Annotated in this window: 11 protein-coding genes; 3 read left to right on the top strand and 8 right to left on the bottom strand. The window is 61.2% G+C overall.

Annotation, left to right across the window (positions count from 1 at the left end):
• Positions 1–186 precede the first annotated feature (186 nt).
• Together ACKUUJ_RS02745 and ACKUUJ_RS02740 are read left to right on the top strand one after the other, a co-directional pair.
• Complete coding sequence (locus tag ACKUUJ_RS02745) at positions 187–1,434, top strand: arginine deiminase family protein (RefSeq protein WP_409064579.1); 1,248 nt, start codon at positions 187–189, stop codon at positions 1,432–1,434.
• A 1-nt stretch (position 1,435) separates the two neighbouring features.
• Positions 1,436–2,083, top strand: coding sequence for a helix-turn-helix domain-containing protein (locus ACKUUJ_RS02740; RefSeq protein ID WP_409064578.1), 648 nt, complete (start codon positions 1,436–1,438; stop codon positions 2,081–2,083).
• A 197-nt stretch (positions 2,084–2,280) separates the two neighbouring features.
• Here the strand turns inward: ACKUUJ_RS02740 and arcC are convergent, their stop codons facing one another.
• The 7 genes from arcC to ACKUUJ_RS02705 form a co-directional block, all read right to left on the bottom strand.
• A complete protein-coding gene (gene arcC / locus ACKUUJ_RS02735) occupies positions 2,281–3,243 on the bottom strand; it encodes a carbamate kinase (protein WP_260700059.1) in 963 nt (320 codons plus the stop codon).
• A gap of 685 nt (positions 3,244–3,928) precedes the next feature.
• A complete protein-coding gene (gene nifJ, locus ACKUUJ_RS02730) occupies positions 3,929–7,468 on the bottom strand; it encodes a pyruvate:ferredoxin (flavodoxin) oxidoreductase (RefSeq protein WP_342996857.1) in 3,540 nt (1,179 codons plus the stop codon).
• Positions 7,469–8,085: 617 nt separating this feature from the next.
• A complete protein-coding gene (locus ACKUUJ_RS02725; protein WP_409064577.1) occupies positions 8,086–9,024 on the bottom strand; it encodes an FHA domain-containing protein in 939 nt (312 codons plus the stop codon).
• 3 nt (positions 9,025–9,027) lie between these two features.
• Positions 9,028–10,869, bottom strand: coding sequence for a serine/threonine protein kinase (locus ACKUUJ_RS02720; protein ID WP_409064576.1), 1,842 nt, complete (start codon positions 10,867–10,869; stop codon positions 9,028–9,030).
• Complete coding sequence (locus ACKUUJ_RS02715; RefSeq protein ID WP_409064575.1) at positions 10,866–11,771, bottom strand: hypothetical protein; 906 nt, start codon at positions 11,769–11,771, stop codon at positions 10,866–10,868. Before ACKUUJ_RS02715 ends, ACKUUJ_RS02720 begins: the two co-directional genes overlap by 4 nt.
• Positions 11,772–12,020: 249 nt before the next feature.
• On the bottom strand, positions 12,021–12,617 hold the full coding sequence (recR, locus tag ACKUUJ_RS02710; RefSeq protein ID WP_099432550.1) for a recombination mediator RecR: 597 nt from the start codon (positions 12,615–12,617) through the stop codon (positions 12,021–12,023).
• A 13-nt stretch (positions 12,618–12,630) separates the two neighbouring features.
• The gene (locus tag ACKUUJ_RS02705; protein WP_006235174.1) at positions 12,631–12,951 is read right to left on the bottom strand and encodes a YbaB/EbfC family nucleoid-associated protein; all 321 of its coding nucleotides are present in this window, start codon (positions 12,949–12,951) and stop codon (positions 12,631–12,633) included.
• Between the two features lie 340 nt (positions 12,952–13,291).
• Here ACKUUJ_RS02705 and ACKUUJ_RS02700 point away from each other — a divergent pair, with 340 nt between their 5' ends.
• A complete protein-coding gene (locus ACKUUJ_RS02700; RefSeq protein ID WP_118098127.1) occupies positions 13,292–13,765 on the top strand; it encodes a hypothetical protein in 474 nt (157 codons plus the stop codon).
• Positions 13,766–13,786: 21 nt separating this feature from the next.
• Here the strand turns inward: ACKUUJ_RS02700 and dnaX are convergent, their stop codons facing one another.
• The gene (gene dnaX / locus ACKUUJ_RS02695; protein ID WP_409064574.1) at positions 13,787–16,282 is read right to left on the bottom strand and encodes a DNA polymerase III subunit gamma/tau; all 2,496 of its coding nucleotides are present in this window, start codon (positions 16,280–16,282) and stop codon (positions 13,787–13,789) included.
• Between the last annotated feature and the right edge of the window lie 107 nt (positions 16,283–16,389).

Below are 16,389 nucleotides of genomic sequence, written 5' to 3'. Positions count from 1 at the left end.
AAGGCAGACGGGCTTTAGTTGATATATAAGCTCAATTATCGAACTAAATTGATATTTTTTATCAATTGGTGACTTTCAATCAAGAGCTTAAGCCGTCCACCGATACCCACAACATACTCACTTAAACTTCTCCCAGCAGAACGATAATTGACATCAGTCATCATCCGAATTAAAGCGAGCGTTCTAATGCCAATTCATGTCACCAGCGAAATCGGTAAGCTTAAACAGGCCCTTTTATATCGACCCGGTATCGAAACCCAAAACTATCCCGAAGGCCATTTTGGCCAAGTTTTTAACCTAAGACCATCGAGCAGCCTATTTGACTTGGATAGAGCCCTAGCTGAGTGTGATGCCTATACCTCAGTGCTCGAGCATGAAGGCGTAGAGGTTCTGTATCTCGACCAACTTCTTATAGAAGCGCTTGACTCGTGCCCCGAAGCTCGAGCATCTTTTGTCGATTCCTTTGTCGATGAATGCGGCGCGATTGGCGCCGAGTTGCAGCAAGCAGTCCGCGAGCATCTTGAACACACCCGATCGGCGCAGGAGCTCGTCTCGGCATCGATTGGCGGCATCCGCCACGGGCAAGTTACATACTGCTTCGACGGCGGGGACAGACTCGCCGAATTAACCGGCGAGGCCTATGCCCCTGACGAGCTGCTCGTTAGCCCATTAAACACCATGTGGTTCGTGCGCGACCCGGTAAGCACCATCGGCTCCGGCATCTCCTTCAACCACATGTATTGGCCCGAGCGCAATCGCGAAGTAGCGCTCTACCAAACGATTTTTAAATACCATCCCAATTTCAAGGACACGCCCTCGTTTTATCGTCACGATTCGACCTTCCATATTGAAGGGGGCGATATCATCAATCTTGATGCTCATAATGTCGCAGTCGGCATCTCTCAGAGAACCGAATCTGCAGCCATCGATATGCTCGCTCGTACTCTCCTGTGGAATCCTGACTCGAGCATCGACGCCGTATGGGCAATTGAGGTACCCGAGCGGAGCCTGTGTATCCATCTTGATACGTACCTAAGCCGGGTCGACTACGATACTTTTGTTGTCGACCCCCAGCTACTCGCGGAATCTCGCTCTTATCAGATTACGCGAAATCGAGCAGAGAATCTCTGCCAGATTCACGCCGTCGAAAAAGGAGTCAAGGAGGCACTGGCCGCCGCGCTCGGCATACCCGAGCTTCGTTTTATTCCCTGCGGTGGATCTAATCCCAATTTGGCAGAAAAAGAGTGCACGAATAACGCAGCCAGCGTGCTGTGCCTCCGACCGGGCAAAGTCTGTGTCTATGAAGAGAATCAAGCGACGAACGCTGCTCTTGAACAGGCCGGAATCGATCTTGTCCCCATTTCCATACACGAGCTGACAAACGGCTTTGGCGGGCCCAACTGTTTGTGCTTGCCACTTAGGCGTGATGAATAACATGGCCCAAGGGGATAACATTAAATGCCTTAGAACCCGCGAAGGCTTGACGCAGCAGCAATTTGCCGACATGCTCGGCGTTACCAAAGAAACGGTATGCCGTTGGGAACGTGGACACACCGCCGTCAAGGTGTCGACTCTCGATAAGCTGACCGAGCTTTTCGATGTAACGTTTGATGAGCTCGCCGCAAGTAATAGCGGCCTTGCTTCTGCCGGCTTAAGCTCGCGGCCTGAGAATAGCCAGAACGTGGCCCAAAACGAAGAATGCGAAATCTATAAAATCGTACGCCGCAACGGTGGCTTTAGTCTTAAGAACAGTGGGCGCACCTTCGTTCCAGGACCCGTTCTCGAAAGGCACCCGGGAGGCTTTCTAGTTCAGATGAACGGCAGCGGCATGTCACGCTGCTATCCGCAAAGCAGTGTTCTGCTGGTCGATCCTGTTGCTAAACCGTGGAACGGATGCACCGTCGTTGCCATGGTAGACGCATCAGCCATAGTTATTCGGCGATATGAAATCCGAGGGAACACGATTGCGCTGTCAACGTATTCCTATTTGACAGAAGAACCCGACTTCACTCTAGACAGGCGTCGCCTTCGTATTTTAGGTGTCGTCGTTTGGTTTCAGGCAACTCACGATCTGACGTACTAGCCTCTTAGTCGTAAATCACCAGGTGCCGTACCTGCCCGCGGCAAGAGCGTCCCTTTTGACTAGTCGTTTAAGAACGTCCCCGATGACTAGATGGATAGCAAAAGCCCCGCAGTCGGAGCGGACTGCGGGGCTCATGAAGAGAGGCTAGTTTGTGGGCGCTTTGCCTGGCGCCCACGAGAGATGCAACAGAGTAGAGACTACTCGTGGATGCGGGTACCGGAGAGGCCGGCCATGGTCTCGGCGGCCTTGTCCAGAGCACCGATGATGCAGGTGCGGCCCTTGCGGGAACGGGCGAACTTGATGGCAGCGCGGACCTTGGGCTCCATGGAACCCTTGCCGAACTGACCCTCGTCGGCCAGGCGCTCGGCCTCGTCGGCGGTGAGCTCCTCGAGCTCCTCCTGGTTGGGCTTGCCAAAGTTGATGGCGACATGCTCAACGGCGGTCAGCAGGAACAGAACGTCGGCGTCGCAGTCCTCAGCCAGCAGCTCGCCGCCCAGGTCCTTGTCGATGACGGCGGGAACGCCCTTGTAGCAGCCCTTGTTCTCGTAGTCGCGGACGACGGGGATGCCGCCGCCACCGCAGGCGATGACGATGAACTCGTTGTCGAGCAGGTTGAGGATGGAGTCAGCCTCGACGATCTTCTTGGGATCGGGGGAAGCGACGACGCGACGCCAGCCGCGGCCGGAATCCTCGACGAAGACCTTGGAGGGATCCTCGGCCATGAACTCCTTGGCCTGCTCCTCGGTATAGAAGGGGCCGATCGGCTTGGTCGGGTTCTTGAACGCGGGATCATCCGGGTCGCACTCGATCTGGGTGACGACGGTGGCGGCGTGCCAACGCTTATAGCGCTTGTGCATCTCGCGGCCGATGCCCTGCTGCAGGTGATAACCAATGTAGCCCTGGGACATGGCGCCGCACTCGGGCAGCGGCATCTCGGGGGTGCCGATGGCGTCGTGGGCAGCGGCGAAGGCGTTCTGGATCATGCCGACCTGCGGGCCGTTGCCGTGGGTGATGATGATCTCGTTACCCTGCTCGATCAGGCCGAGGAGAGCGTGAGCGGTGTTGCTCACGGCCTCGATCTGCTCAACGGGGTTGTTGCCGAGGGCGTTGCCGCCAAGGGCGACGACAATACGATCGGGCTTGCCAAGAGGCTTAGACATTGCTGGAATCCTTTCTGTAAAAGGCCTACAACCCATTAATAACCCGTGTCCGTGCGATACACGAGTTTATTAAGGTTTATATTCCTGTTATCCCTTATTTTATTCATTTTGAAAACAGTTGAACGGTGAACGGTCATTTTTACCCGCTCAGCGTAAAGAAGCCCAGCTTAGGCATATCTACGCCATTTACGTGCGACTTTATTTTAATAGAGCAGGGATTCGACCAGATTATGCAAACTATATCTCTGCTAAACACAAAACAGACAGCGTAATATCTTACTCGCACTATACGAGATTCTATGCATTAATAAGACGAGTATGCACCCCTGCAAAAACATGGGGCTTTTCATTCAGCATAAGGAATAAAGATGAGCTCCAAAAAGGCAACCAGCCCCAAAGCACAGGGATAGAAGGCAGCAACAGCCAAAACCTCCATCCATCCCCAAAGTGGCGCGAGGTTTCGCGGCAAAGCCGCGAAACAGCGAAAGGGACAAAAGGCCCCCACAACCACGTCCTTCATCAGCCCACACAATCCGAGGAGGTAGTCGTAGCAGGATCTGAGGGTTGACCTTCGCGGACACTCCGCAGGACGAAAGAACCCCCGCCGCACGTAGTGCGCAGCGGGGGTTCTTTCATGTCCGAGGACGTCCGCGAAGGTCAGCCCTCAGATCCTGCGGTGGGAGACCTAGGCCTCGTTGTACACCGTCTTGAGCTTCAGCAGGTGAGCGTAGCGGTCCATGGCAGCCTGCTCGTTCTCCTTGAAGAGCTCCTCGGCGCGCTCGGGGAAGGAACGCGTCAGCGAAGCGTAACGGGCCTCGTTCATCAGGAACTCCTGATAACCGCCCGCGGGCTCCTTGGAATCGAGCGAGAACTTCTTGCCGGCAGCAGCCTCGGGGTTGAAGCGGAAGAGGTTCCAGTAACCGCACTCGACAGCCTTCTTCATCTCGGCCTGGCAGTTCTGCATGCCGCCCTTCTTGATGGAGTGCATCTCGCAGGGGCTGTAGCCGATGATGAGGGACGGGCCGTCGTAGGCCTCGGCCTCGTGGATGGCCTTGAGGGTCTGAGCCGGGTTGGCACCCATGGCGACCTGCGCCACGTAGACGTAGCCGTAGCTCATGGCAATCTCGGCCAGAGACTTCTTCTTGGTCACCTTACCGGCAGCGGCGAACTGAGCGACCTGGCCTAAGTTCGAGGCCTTGGAGGCCTGGCCACCGGTGTTGGAGTAAACCTCGGTGTCGAAGACGAAGACGTTGACGTTGTGGCCGGAAGCCAGGACGTGGTCCAGGCCACCGAAGCCGATGTCGTAGGCCCAACCGTCGCCGCCGAAAATCCAGAAGGACTTCTTGGTGAGGTAAGCCTTGTCGGCGAGGATCGCCTTGGAAGCGTCGCAACCGCACTTCTCGAGCTCGGCAACGTAGGCAGCGGCAGCGGTCTTGGAAGCCTCGGCGTCGTTGACGGAGTCGATCCAAGCCTGGCCGGCAGCCTTGAGCTCATCGGACGGGCCATCGGCAGCGATGATGTCCTGGGTAGCGGCGATCAGCTTCTTCTGGACGGCCTCGTAACCGACGGCCATGCCCAGACCGTGCTCAGCATTGTCCTCGAACAGGGAGTTGTTCCACGCCGGGCCGTGACCGTCCTTGTCCTTGCAGTAAGGAGCGGTGGCAGCGGGGTTGCCCCAAATGGAGGAGCAGCCGGTGGCGTTGGAGATGAACATGCGGTCGCCGGCGACCTGGGTCACCAGACGTGCATAGGCGGTCTCGGCGCAGCCGGCGCAGGAGCCGGAGAACTCCAGGTAGGGCTGCTTAAACTGGCTGCCCTTGACGTTGGCCGCGATGAGCTCCTTCTTCTCGGAGACGTTCTCGACCATGTAGTCCCAAACGGGCTGCTGGTCCATCTCCTGCTCGGTGGGAACCATCTCGAGGGCGCCCTTGGGGCAGACCTTGACGCAGTTGGTGCAGCCCATGCAGTCGAGCGGGGACACGGCCATGGTGAACTTCATGCCCTTGGCCTTGGGGCCCATGGCGTCGAGCGTGCGGGTAGCCTCGGGCGCGGCGGCAGCCTCGTCCTCGGTCATCGCGAACGGACGGATGGTGGCATGCGGGCACACATAAGCGCACTGGTTACACTGGATGCACTTGGTCTCGTCCCAGTGAGGAACGACCACGGCGACGCCGCGCTTCTCGTATGCGGAGGCGCCCAGCTCAAACTGGCCGTCGGCGCAATCGACAAAGGCGGAAACAGGCAGGCTGTCACCATCCATGCGATCGATGGGCTCGAGCAGGTTCTTGACCTGCTGGGCGATGGCGGACTTGGTCTCCTCGGAGAGCTCGACGGGAGCGGCATCCTCGGCAGTTGCCCAGTCGGCCGGAACCTCGAACTTACGGAAGGCGGTAGCGCCGGCATCGATGGCCTTGTGGTTGGCGTCGACGATGGCCTGGCCCTTCTTCATGTAGGACTTGGTGGCCGCGTCCTTCATGTACTGCAGAGCGTCCTCTGCGGGCAGGACCTTGGCCAGCGCGAAGAAGGCGGACTGGAGCACCGTGTTGGTGCGCTTGCCCATGCCGACCTTGGCAGCCAGGTCTATAGCGTCGATCAGGTAGACGTTGACGTTGTTGTTCGCGATGTAGCGCTTGGCCACGGCGGGCATGTGCTCGGCAAACTCCTCGTCGCTCCACTGGCAGTTGACCAGGAAGGTGCCGCCCGGCTTGACGTCGCGGACCATCTTGAAGCCCTTGACGATGTAGCTGGGGTTGTGGCAGGCGACAAAGTCGGCCTTGGTCACGTAGTACGGCGAACGGATCGGGGAATCACCAAAGCGCAGGTGCGAAACGGTGACGCCGCCGGTCTTCTTGGAGTCGTACTGGAAGTAGGCCTGAACGTACTTGTCGGTGTGATCGCCGATAATCTTGATCGAGTTCTTGTTGGCGCCGACGGTACCGTCGCCACCCAGACCCCAGAACTTGCACTCGATGGTGCCGGGGGCTGCGGTGTTGGGCGCATCCTCGGCCTCGGGCAGGCTCAGGTTGGTCACGTCATCGACAATGCCGATGGTGAACTCGCGCTTGGGCTCGTCCTTCTTAAGCTCCTCGAAGACAGCGAACGCGGACGCGGGAGGCGTGTCCTTGCTGCCCAGGCCGTAACGGCCGCCGACGACCTTGATGCCCGTCTTGCCGGCCTCGTAGAGAGCGGAGACGACGTCCTGGTAGAGCGGCTCGCCGATGGAACCCGGCTCCTTGGTGCGGTCCATGACGGCGATCTTCTGGACGGTCTCGGGGAGAACGTCGACGAAGTGCTTGATGGAGAACGGACGGAACAGGCGAACCTTGACCAGGCCGACCTTCTCGCCGTGAGCGTTGAGGTAGTCGATGACTTCCTCGAGCACGTCGCAGAAGGAGCCCATGCACACGACGACACGATCGGCGTCGGGAGCGCCGTAGTAGTTGAACAGGCCGTAATCGGTGCCGAGCTTCTCGTTGATCTTCTTCATGTAGCCCTCGACGACGGCAGGGAGCTCGTCGTAGACCTTGTTGCAGGCCTCGCGGTTCTGGAAGAAGATGTCGCCGTTCTCGTGGCTGCCGCGGGTGTGCGGGTGCTCAGGGTTGAGCGCGTGATCGCGGAAAGCCTGGACGGCGTCCATGTCGCACATCTCGGCCAGATCCTTGTAGTCCCACATGGCGACCTTCTGGATCTCGTGGCTGGTGCGGAAGCCGTCGAAGAAGTTAAGGAACGGGGTCTTGCCCTCGATGGCGGCAAGGTGAGCCACCGGCGAGAGGTCCATGACCTCCTGGACGTTGCCCTCGGCGAGCATGGCGAAACCGGTCTGGCGGCAGGCCATGACGTCGGAGTGATCACCGAAGATGTTCAGGGCGTGGGAAGCGACGCAACGCGCGGAGACGTGGAAGACGCCCGGGAGCTGCTCGCCCGCGATCTTGTACATGTTCGGGATCATCAGGAGCAGGCCCTGAGAAGCCGTGTAGGTGGTGGTCAGAGCACCGGCGCCCAGCGAACCGTGAACGGTACCGGCTGCACCTGCCTCGGACTCCATCTCGACGACCTTGACCGGGGTGCCAAAGATGTTCTTGCGACCCTGGGCCGCCCACTGGTCGACGTGGTCGGCCATCGGGCTGGACGGCGTAATGGGATAAATTCCCGCTACCTCGGTGTACGCATACGAAACATATGCGGCCGCCTCGTTGCCGTCCATAGACTTAAACTTACGCGCCATATACCCCTCTCCTCTCATATAGGTATACAGGCCCCGGCGATTGCCGGGATGTTGGCGTGATGGGATTTTCGCTGTTGCTTCCAATCATCTGGCAGGCAGACTGAGCAGCAGGTACATGGCGTGGAGAGAAGGCATGCCAAGGCGAGGGGCGCTTGCGCACCGCAGGCCTAGCTACCCGTCTTGCACATGGCCGAGCGCCGCAAAGGCCGCATGCCGGATGCTCCCGGGCACGCCCCGGCGATGGGAAGCGCCCGCAACGGAAATCCGCATGCGGGTTTATTGTACCCCGCCGTCAAGTGTAATTTCGACAAATATAGGTGGGAGGTAAAGGTTTACCTCGGGTGACTGCCAAGGGGCGAGATGGCCCCTCGGACGGAAAAGTCGCAGCCTGCATCGAGAGTGGATAATCTCCCACTTTTTGCCTGTATCTTGACCAAAAGTGGGAGATTATCCACTCTCATGGGTTGTGCGTCCGAAAATCCTCTCTCGTGCGTCCGGAAATCCACTCTCGTTTCTCTATCGCCGACCACACGGCAGTTGCGGTGAAATGGGGACTGTATTTGCCGGTCGCGGCCTTAAACAGTCTCTATTTCACCGCAACTTATTTAGGAGATGAGCTAGAGGGCGCCGAGGAGAATGGCGTAGGTGGTGGATTCGCCGAGCTTGAGCTCGTCACCGGGGTTGAGCTGAGCGGAGCGGCCAGGCTCGACCTGGGTGCAGACGTTCGTCGCGCCGTTTACCACCACGGTTCCGTTGGTGGACGACAGATCCTCGACGTACCAGGTATTTTGGTTATCGCACCACACGTGGGCATGGCGAGCCGAAACGTCATCGCCCACATCGGTGATATCGCCCTCCCCCGTCGCCAGCGCACCGATCTCCACGCCCTGCTCGCTCGGCTGAATCCAGCGCGGGGCACTTACCACGTAACCGTTTTGCACGCGCAGCAGTCCCAGCGGATGCGTCGGCGCCGCCTCGTGCTCGCCCGTGACCGTCGAGGTGCTCAGCGAGCGCGGCGTCGATGTGGCGCCGCCACAGGTCGCATGAGCGTAGTCGATGGCATAGGTCACCGAGGATCGAACATCTGCCGAGCAACCGACGGCGACAAACAGCACCAGCACGGCCTCGGCACGTTCGGCGGGCATAAGCTCCGCCGCCTGCGACAGGCGCTCGACCGCATTGCGGTAGAGGCTCGTATCCTGATGGCATTCCTCGAGCGCCCGCACCATGGGCTCGCCAGCGGGCCCGCACACCATGTTGATCACCGCCGTGGCATTCATGGGATTGCGGCGGCGCAGGGCCAGATGCGACATGATGCGCGCGGCCGAGGTGCCGTAATCGGCAAAATAGCGCTCCTGCAGCGTGCCGACCGGAGCGCGCACGATAAAACGCGAGACCCAGGAGCGATCGGCGGCGCGGCTCTGGGGGCTGCGGCCATCGGCCAGCGGGCGGCTCGAGAGCACCAGGCCGCACAGTTCGATATGGCTCAGGTGCGCTGCGCGCTTAAAGATGTCAAACATTGCCCCGCACGGGGTGAGCTCAGCTTGAGAAGCCATGGCTTAGCCCTCCTTGGTCGCAGAGATAGTGTCGGATACTTCGGCCGGCCCGCCAAAGGCGCGAACAGCCGCGGCTCCGCCGGCAAGCGGCGTCGCCATGGGAATTTTCGCACGTCGTGCTGACACGACGGGAAGCTCAAAGGCAAACCCCATCGCCAGCAAAAACCACGTGAGCGCATAGGTTGCAATTAAGGCGGCAACGAAACCGCTCGCCACGGCGCGCTGGGAAAACACGGCGCATGCGAGTGCGGCCAGAGCCGGAACCTCACAGGCGGAAAGGGCCAACACGCCCTGCAGGAACCCCGCGCGGCGATTGCGCGCCAAAGCTCCGACGGCAATGCCCGCCACGCTCGGCAGCGCCAACGCCAGCACGGCGACGATGCCCGGCAGTGTGCCGGACCACGAAATGTGCCCCACGGCAACCGTCATACGAGCACCCGACGCCAGCAGCGCCGCCGACACCACCACAACGGCCCATACGAGGCCGCAGACAGCCGCAGCGCCAATCATCGCAGCGCGACGGACCGCGCGACCGGACGCGTCCATGGGACAGGGCATGAGCGGCTCGGCGCGAAGCGAGCGGGCGACATTTTGCGCATAGTGGTCGCAAAATGCCGAGAGCGCCGCCTCCACCGCAGCCGGCTCGGGACGATCTTCCTGATGGCAGGACAGGCAGGCCATCACCACATCGAACAGCTGAGCGTCGACAAACGCCAGCGCATCGCGCAGATCCTCGGAATTTGGATCGAGCCCCAGCTGCTGAGCCTGTTCGGCCGCGGCAAGTGCCACATCGGGCTCGCGTCGCAGCAGTTGCGTCAAGTCGCAGCCGGGCGCGTGGGCGCCGACGGGATAATCGGGCAGCGTATCCATCTTGAGACGATAAGGGCTGGCGATATCGCGCGTCTTTTTGCGCGAGCCCGAAGTACCCGACGTGCCCGGCGCTACTTCGTACGGCGCGACACCGGCGATGAGCTCATAGACCGTGCTCGCCGCGGCATACACGTCGATTGCCGGCGACATGCGCAAAACGCGCAGGTCGGCAATATCGTCGGTGAGCATCTCGGGCGGAGCGTAGGCAACCGTCGCGCGACGCAACGTGGCGTAGCGCTCTGTAAAGGACTCCCTGCCGCCGGTTCCCGCCACCGCAGAGGCAGGCTCGAGCGCCAGCGACGAGCCAAAATCGATGAGGCACAAATCGAACGTGCCTTCGGCAAGCTGTCGGTCGAGCGGTAGGCGCGCCGTGCGCACCATAATATTGGCCGGCGAGATGTCGCGATGGACGAACCCCTCCCCCACCAAGCTCATGCGGCAGAGCAGATCGAACAGGTCGCGACCCAGGCGCGCCGCCACGAGCGGCGACAGACACCCGGCATCGTCCACGGCAAAGCGCGGGCGCAGGCGAGCGAGCGTCTCGCCCTCGACCCACTCCATGACAATCGCGGGCACGCCGTCGACCTCGCCCCACCCGTACAAGCGGGGAAAGCCCTTAAGGCCCGAAAGGGCACGATGGCATTCATATTCCTCGCGAAACGCCGCCTTGAACTTGGTGACCAGCGCCTCGTGGGCGACATCGTCATCAAATTCGTCGCGCGTTGGCAAGATGAGCTGCTTGAGCGCCACGGCCTCGCCCTGCGCGTTGACGGCACGCGTCACACGGCCGATACCACCACGGCGCATGGTGGCGTCATCGGCAAACAGCATCGTAAAACGGCGAAGGTAGGCGGGAAGCTCGTCCGTGCCCAGGGCGACGGCCGGCTCAAACCCGTCGACGCGCGCCAGGCGCAGGCCCACCATGGGATCACGGTTGAGCGACTGGGCTGCCGCAGAAGCGAGATCGTTCGTCATAGGGCGATCGCCGCCAGGCTATTGTTGAAGTTGTTAAGCGCAATGTCATCATCGCCGTAATGCCCCACCCATTGGCACAGGTTGGTGTAGCAGCCCCATAGGTTGGCGTACTGCCGATACCACTTTGAGTGGGGAGAAAACGTTTGCCGGCCAAACTCGGCACGGATGACAAACATATCGTTGGCCAGGCTATCGCACGGCCCGGTATCGCCTGTTGCGTTATAGGTCGAGACCGCGCTATTTGCCCGAGAGACATAGCCGTCGAGCATATTGCACTTGGTCACGAGCCAGCTGTGTATGCTTTCCTCCTCGGCGGTCGAAAGGCCGCTGGAGCTTGTATTGCCACCGGTGTTGCCGCCCGTCGAGCTGTCGCCCCCAGACCCGCCGGAGGCGGAGCCCGAACCGGAGCCACCGCTCGAGTTCGACGAATCGGAGCTGGAGCCAGACGAACCGGAGCCGCCAGGTTTCCCCGACTGCTGCGTATCCTGACCCTTTTGCTGCTCGGCCTTGTTTACGACGGTCGAAACGCTGTTATCGGAAAGGTGATGGATGATCTTGGTGTTGGTGAGCACGATGGTCTTGCCGTTGGCAAGCGCGATTTCGTTGTCCGACGCCTCGGCGCTGCCCGCGTCGTCGACACCAAACACGACGTGCGTGACTACGCTCGCCCAGGCGTATCCGGTTGTGGTGCCCAAATCGCTTTTGGCCTTGTGCCCCACGCGCAACTCGCGCGCGGTACGCGCTTGCACCATAGGTGGCACAGCCAAACCGTAGGCAGAAACGCCGGCAACGACCAGCGCCAGCGAACAGGACAGCAGCACACACGCCCGAGGCGCCAGGCCCAACCGGCGCCGCATACGCACCGCGGCGCCATGCTTTGTCTGAGTGCCCCCGGGCCGCATGCGATCTCCTCCAACAAAAACACGCCGCTCGAAAGCGGCGCATTCATTCAAACCCATAGTTGAGTGTATCAGCGAACACAAAAGGTTGCGCAACGAACGCGCAAATACGGGACGCGAACAGGGGCATCCATGCGATAAGCGGATGGAAAGTGCATTTGTTGCACAACAAATGCACAAACATGGGGCCAATTATGGCAACCGCGTGCAACGCGCAGGGAAACGCGAGGTCGGTGGACCGATATCTAGATCCTAGATCGCGCGACGGGCCTCGATAGCGCGGCCGAGCGTGAGCTCGTCGGCATACTCCAGGTCGCCACCCACGGGCAGGCCGCTCGCCAGACGCGACACCTCGACGCCCAGTGGCTTGATGGTGCGAGCAAGGTAGCTCGCCGTGGTCTCGCCCTCGATATTGGGGTTGGTGGCGATAATGACCTCGTGGATATCCTCGTGGCCCAAGCGCGCCAGCAACTCGCGGATGTGCAGCTGCTCGGGACCGATCTTGTCCATGGGGCTGATCACGCCGCCCAGCACGTGGTAGAGGCCGTGGTAGCTGCCCGTGCGCTCAATCGCCTGGACATCGCGCGGCTCACCCACCACGCAGATGCGGGTGGTGTCGCGCATCGAGTCTTGGCAAATGGAGCACTCGTCAGCGGTGGCGTAATTAAAGCAGCGGCTGCAAAAATGCACTTCCTGCTTAACCTCCAGAATGGCCTCGGCCAGGCGGCGGGCCTCCTCGGCATCGGCCTCGAGCAGGTAGTAGGCGATGCGCTGGGCCGACTTGGGGCCAATGCCCGGCAGGCGGCCCAACTCATCGAGCAGTTTTTGCAGGCTATGGTTGGCACTCATATATATGCGTGTCTTAGAACGGCATGCCCGGGATGTTGAGGCCGCCGGTGATGGCGCCCATCTGCTTGTTGGCGAGCTCGTTGACGCCGCGGACGGCCTCGTTGACGGCAGCCATGATCATGTCCTGCAGCATATCGACGTCCTCGGGATCGAGCGCATCAGGGTCGATGGTGAGGTTGACGAGCTCCATCTCGCCGTTAACGGTCACCTTGACCATGCCGCCGCCGGCAGAGGCATCGACGGTCTGGGACTTGAGGTTTTCCTGCGCGGCGGCAAGCTGCTCCTGCATCTTGCGGGCCTGCTTCATCATCTGCTGCATGTTCATACCGGCCATGATGGCTCCTTTACGTGCGGCCGCGCGACGAGCTGCAAAGGCAGCCGGGACGCGGCGGGGCTTTCAAACTCAAAAATCGTACCACGGCACGAGGTCAGCGAGCGGGGCGGACACGCTACCCCAGTCGATATACATGTCCTGGAGTGCAAGCCGCGTCCAAAGATTATGCAAAGTTGAATAATTCGCATCTACATAATATCGAAAGCTAAATCTTGTAGAACCGGAACCCGGCATTTGCTGCATCCAGCTAGATAGCAAAATGCTAAACCGCCGCTCGAGGTGGCGCTCATGACGGCATGGTAAAATTTGATTGTCAAAGATAGCAATTTGGAGGTGCCCCATGAATGCCCCCGACGCGCTCCAAAACATCCGCTCAAAACACCCCGTTGCATATGTGGTTCTCTATCTCTTTGTCGGCTGGGCATTGCTGGTTGTCATCACCCATGCCATAGCCTTTGGAGCAGAACTACTGATAGCCAGCTCGGACCAGCCCGTCGTCAAATGGGAAGCGACCGATGAGTGCACCGACGGAACCCGAACCATTTACTACAACAGCCCGTCCCTCTACCAAGAGTTCAAGGTCAAGATAAAGGACTCCAAGATTGTCGATGCCGAACTGGGCTCTTTATTTACAATCGGAGCAACCGTCAACGCCGAGCAAGTCGAATACACGGACAGCCATGCGACATATCGTATCGACCTCAGCATCCTAGGCCGACCGTCACGCGCCTGTCTGCTCGAATGCGATATACGCGGCACCACACTACACATGTCCGAAATACAGATGCGCCCGGACAAAGAGATCTCTTCTTGAGCAGCGTACCCGCCCGCACAGTTACTCCACCGGTTTGAAGATGGTGGCCTGTCCAAAGACGTTGCGGATGAGGGCCTTGGCCTCATCCTCGGTCTGCGGGATGCTCGGGGCTGCGCCCTGGTGGCCGAAGGGACTGCCGGCGCCGGGGTTGGACTCCCAAGGGGCAGCGGGGGCGTCATCGCTTGTGGGAGCGGACGTCGCAGCTGCGGGAGCCGCGGCTGAAGCGGCAGGGCTGGGCGCAGGCACCGCGGCAGGCACGTCGAACGGAGGAAGATCCTCCCCGCTCGTATCGCCGGCGAAGCCGCCGACCATGGCGTCGTCGTAGGGCACCTGCTCGGATTCCCACGACGCAGCCTGCGCAGACGGCTGAGTCTTGGAAGCGGACGCGCGCTCGGGCGCTCGGGGCGCGGGTTCGGTCGGGAGCTTACCCGTAGCGGGGGCGCCGGCGGGGTTGTCGGAGCGCAGCCAGGGGGCCTTGGCCAGGTCGGATGACTCGGGCGCAGGCGCGGCAGCGGGCTTGGGCGCGGGGACCGGAGCAGCCGGTTTGGGCGCAGCGGGTTCAGGCGCCGACGGGGTCGGTGCCGCTACCGGTGCCGCTTTTGGCTGCATCGCGCTGGCGTTCGAGGATGCAGGGGCCGCCGAGGACACGGGTTGCGGGTCCGCAGATGCCGCAGCCCGTGCAGATGGAGAATGCTCCTCATGTTGAGGAGCCGGCGTGCCACCTCCATCCAAGACATAGTCGACGGTGCGACGACCGAAAACCGCACTGACTGTCGGCAAAAACACCGCCTGTGTATCAGCACGCCCGAGCATCTTGATAGCAAATGCCGTAGGGAACGAGACCGTGAGCTTAGAACCATCGTCTGCCGTAGCGCGAGCGTTCAACAGGAGAGCCGCATAAGAAGGTTGTTGGGCCTTGACGCGCTCGACGACCTCGGCCCATTTGCGCTGGAGCTCGCCGGCATCCTCAACCGCGGGGGTCTCGGCGGCGCCGGCGGCAGCAACCTGGGCGGCGTTGTTGAGCTGGGGCTTAGGTGCCGGAGCGGCGGCAGGCGCGGGAGCCGCAACGGGCTGAGACATCGGAGCCGATGCAGGCTGAGATGTCAGCGCGGCAGGCTTGGGGGTCGGCGCGGGCGCAGGCTGGGTCGCCGGAGCGGCAGTGCCTCGGTCCCAGGGCATGCCGCCCTGGCGCGCAGACGCAGCGGCGGGCACGGCAGATGCCACAGGAGCGGCAGCTCGGGCACCCGAGATCAGTGTCGGCTGTTGCATCGCCGCAGGTGCAGCCGCGACAACCGCAGGCGCGGCACCTGCAGCAGCCACGCTCGCCGGCACCGCGGCGTTGGCGACCATGACCTCCAAGCGCGCCACGCGCTCGGCCAGGGCCTCAATGGTCAGATCGGCCTCGGGACGTGCCAGGCACGTGCAGGCGATCTCGAGCACCAGGCGCACGTCACTCGCGCCCCTCATCTCCAGCGCGGCATCGTCGAGCACCGTCAACACGCGGGCCAGACGGTCGGCCGGATGCTCGCCAAAGGCAGCAGCCTCGGCAGCAAGCGCCTCGGCCTGCTCGGCCCCGCCCTCAAACAGCTCGGCACGGGCACCGGCAACGCAGGCCACATACACGTCACGCACATGCGCCACCAGGTCGCGCGTCAGCTCAAGCAGGTCATTGCCCTCCTCGACCTGTGCGCGAATGAGCCCATAGAGCTCAGCAATATCACGCTCGGCGATGGCGCGCGCAAACTCGCCCAGAATCTGGTCCGAAACTTCGCCCAAAAGCGAGCGGGCATCGTCCGCGTGCACGGTACCGTTGCCGAAGACGCTCAGCTGCTCCAGCGTGGAGAGCGCGTCGCGCATGCCGCCCTTGGCATGACGCGCCACGATAGCCAGCGCCTCGTCGTCGTAATCGAAGCCCTCCTGCTCGCACACGTAGGACAGGCGATGCTCAATATCCTCGTTGCCGATGCGATGAAAATCGAAGCGCTGGCAGCGCGAGAGGATGGTCTCCAAAATCTTTTGCGGGTCGGTGGTGCACAGCACAAAGATCACGTGCGCCGGCGGCTCCTCGAGCGTCTTGAGCAGCGCGTTGAACGCCGCCGTCGTGAGCATGTGAACCTCGTCGATGATATAGATCTTGTACTTGCCGCGCACCGGGGCAAAGTTGACGGAGTTGATGATCTCCTCGCGCACATTGTCCACGCCCGTGCGGCTTGCGGCATCGAGCTCGTAGACATCGGGGTGGTTGCCCTCGGCGATGAGCTCGCACTCCTCACAGGTGCCGTCGGGCATGCAGCCGCTTGCACCCTCGGCGCGCGCCGCCTCGGCGTTGCGACACAGTAGCGCCTTGGCCAGAATGCGCGCCATGGTGGTCTTGCCCGTGCCGCGCGGTCCGCAGAACAGGTACGCGTGGGACAGGCGTCCCTCGGTGATGGCGTGCTCGAGCGTCGAGACGATATGCTGCTGGCCCACCACGGAGTCGAAGGTGAGCGGGCGATACTTTCGGTACAACGATTCCATGGGTGCTCCCCCGGGTATACTGAGTCTTGTTGCCGCGACGGCCATGCGGTCGCACGGCATACTTCACTCATAATAACCCGTACGGCGAGCCCGCCGCGATAGGAGTC

This window comes from Collinsella sp. wc0583, from assembly GCF_046116915.1.
Taxonomy (GTDB): domain Bacteria; phylum Actinomycetota; class Coriobacteriia; order Coriobacteriales; family Coriobacteriaceae; genus Collinsella.
This window is presented reverse-complemented; position numbering and strand designations above follow the sequence as displayed.

What these genes read in the sequence shown, in the direction of transcription:
- ACKUUJ_RS02705 (WP_006235174.1), bottom strand. Translation starts at nt 12,951, where the DNA reads ATGGCCGGTATGAACATGCAGCAGATGATGAAGCAGGCCCGCAAGATG.
- ACKUUJ_RS02720 (WP_409064576.1), bottom strand. Translation starts at nt 10,869, where the DNA reads ATGACGAACGATCTCGCTTCTGCGGCAGCCCAGTCGCTCAACCGTGAT.
- recR (WP_099432550.1), bottom strand. Translation starts at nt 12,617, where the DNA reads ATGAGTGCCAACCATAGCCTGCAAAAACTGCTCGATGAGTTGGGCCGC.
- ACKUUJ_RS02715 (WP_409064575.1), bottom strand. Translation starts at nt 11,771, where the DNA reads ATGCGGCCCGGGGGCACTCAGACAAAGCATGGCGCCGCGGTGCGTATG.
- ACKUUJ_RS02745 (WP_409064579.1), top strand. Translation starts at nt 187, where the DNA reads ATGCCAATTCATGTCACCAGCGAAATCGGTAAGCTTAAACAGGCCCTT.
- ACKUUJ_RS02740 (WP_409064578.1), top strand. Translation starts at nt 1,436, where the DNA reads ATGGCCCAAGGGGATAACATTAAATGCCTTAGAACCCGCGAAGGCTTG.
- ACKUUJ_RS02700 (WP_118098127.1), top strand. Translation starts at nt 13,292, where the DNA reads ATGAATGCCCCCGACGCGCTCCAAAACATCCGCTCAAAACACCCCGTT.
- dnaX (WP_409064574.1), bottom strand. Translation starts at nt 16,282, where the DNA reads ATGGAATCGTTGTACCGAAAGTATCGCCCGCTCACCTTCGACTCCGTG.
- arcC (WP_260700059.1), bottom strand. Translation starts at nt 3,243, where the DNA reads ATGTCTAAGCCTCTTGGCAAGCCCGATCGTATTGTCGTCGCCCTTGGC.
- nifJ (WP_342996857.1), bottom strand. Translation starts at nt 7,468, where the DNA reads ATGGCGCGTAAGTTTAAGTCTATGGACGGCAACGAGGCGGCCGCATAT.
- ACKUUJ_RS02725 (WP_409064577.1), bottom strand. Translation starts at nt 9,024, where the DNA reads ATGGCTTCTCAAGCTGAGCTCACCCCGTGCGGGGCAATGTTTGACATC.